Raw genomic sequence first — 1,938 nt, 5'->3', positions numbered from 1 at the left:
GTTATCTCTCCAAACCAAAGTATCGGGAAGAGCTTTTTTAACTACATCCGGAAAATCGGCGCCGAAAACGCGATTCATCCAGTACAAGTATTCACGATAGTGAACGTTTGCAACTTCGGTTTCATCCATATAGAATGAACTTACAGTAGCACGACGTGGAACTTCGTGATATTCATACATCACATCTGTTTCGGTATTACCCATCATAAAAGTACCACCCTGAATATATACCAGGCCCGGACCAGTTACCTGGTCAGGAGTTTTTGATACCTCAAATCCCCCGTTCTTTGAGTCATTATAGTTCCAACCGGTTACGCTGGATTTCTCTTTTCCACATGATGACACGCCAATCAACACCGGCAGCGCAAGGTAGAGGTACAATTTGCTAAGCTTCATTGTCATTCGTTTAGTTTGTTTATAATTAGTAAGGGTTAAGCATTTATTTAAAGGTCGCTAATATAGAATTTTAATTTCCAAAATCAAAAATTCAAAATATCGGGACAAGGCACGTATCCTTTGTTCTTTTTAGGATTTAACGAATTGTCTTCGCCTGTCCAGTTAAAAGTAAACGAAAGCTCGTGCGTTCCCCCTGTTTTATTTGCCAGTTGCGAAATAGTATAATCGTAACTATAACCCACCCTGAATTTGCCCTTTTTTACCCCCAAATACCCAATAACTGCATCCGAATTGTAAATCACGTTTCGGTACCCTACCCCGAAATAAACAAAGCTGATGCCCGTTAAAAAGGTAGCCTCAGCCTGGTATGATTTACCCTGGTTCACCAATAAAACGTTGGGCGATACCCAGATATTGTACCACTGGTCTTTACTATGCTTGATAGGCAACTGGGCCCCAAAATGCGCTACAAAATTGAGTGGGGTGGTTACAGAATTATCGGCCGTAAAGCTATTGTGGTGCATTAACATGTTGTTTGCGGCAAAGCCTACATAAAACTTTTCGGTAAAAAACACGATACCTGATGACATATCGCCGGTATTAGTAGAGGTTCTGCCGGGATTAGGCTCATTAGTGGGGTTAGGCACGTTTACATTATTGTAAAAACCTGTAAGCGGGTTAATCATATCGCTCAACAAAAGCTGGTTCCACTTAATTTCAGAGTGTATATAGCTGCCCTCCACGCCAATTTTAATGGCCATGTGGCGGTTTATTTTTATTTGCTGCGAATATATGAGGCTGGCTTTGTAGGTGCCATACAGGCCGTTGGCAATTTGATCGCCCGTAAAAAGTGCGCCCACGCCGGCCTTTATAGCGTCAATATGCATATCGTACCCGGCCATATAAGTAGTGTAGCCCCCGTTAAAGCCATCGCCTAAGCCCGACCATTGGTTACGGTAGTTAAGTGTTACACGCGGACCATAAGATATACCTGCCAGGGCCGGGTTAAGTTGCAGGGGTGCCGCAAAGTACTGCGACATCTCAACGTCCTGAGAAAATAATTCGGCCGACGTACTTAATAGAATGATGGCGAAAAGGATATATTTAAACCTGTTTTTCAAAAAGCAACGTTGTTAAGAAAATAAAACAGAAAAGCCTGCGTTTTATTGCGCGCCTTCAAAAAGTGTCCAAAAATAATGATCGAATCGGTATATCCAGTTTTTAAGAAGAGAATTTCAGGGTTTAACATCCTGAACTTAGTCATACTTATATGTATTGCAGGCAGTTTGCCTGCAAATGCCCAGGAATATGCCCGTAGGCTAACCTGGAACCCAAGCCCCAAAACGATGGTGGTTATGGGCGGCAAGAAAATAACACAGCCCACCTTTAACAAAGCGGCCCATTTAGCCCAATACGATATGTTGCCCGTATATACAGAAGTATTACCGGCAAACAATGTCGGTAATGTTTCTGTACAGGTGTTAAACCCTGTTTATTCGGCCGCGACTAACCTTGATAATGGAAGTGCTAAGTACATTACCG

3 protein-coding genes are annotated in these 1,938 nt (G+C 42.5%); 1 reads left to right on the top strand and 2 read right to left on the bottom strand.

The window, feature by feature from the left end:
• Positions 1 to 396: SUMF1/EgtB/PvdO family nonheme iron enzyme (locus QZY09_RS24615; protein WP_295677376.1), on the bottom strand; the 396-nt coding region annotated here is incomplete at its 3' end.
• Positions 397 to 479: 83 nt separating this feature from the next.
• Positions 480 to 1,517 carry a PorP/SprF family type IX secretion system membrane protein gene (locus QZY09_RS24610; protein ID WP_295677374.1) on the bottom strand — a complete coding sequence of 346 codons (1,038 nt, stop codon included), beginning with the start codon at positions 1,515 to 1,517 and terminating at the stop codon, positions 480 to 482.
• Between the two features lie 75 nt (positions 1,518 to 1,592).
• Between QZY09_RS24610 and QZY09_RS24605 the strand changes: the two genes are divergently transcribed.
• Positions 1,593 to 1,938: hypothetical protein (locus QZY09_RS24605; RefSeq protein ID WP_295677370.1), on the top strand; the 346-nt coding region annotated here is incomplete at its 3' end.

Origin of the sequence: uncultured Mucilaginibacter sp., assembly GCF_903913935.1 — a bacterium.
Lineage (GTDB): Bacteria > Bacteroidota > Bacteroidia > Sphingobacteriales > Sphingobacteriaceae > Mucilaginibacter.
This window is presented reverse-complemented; position numbering and strand designations above follow the sequence as displayed.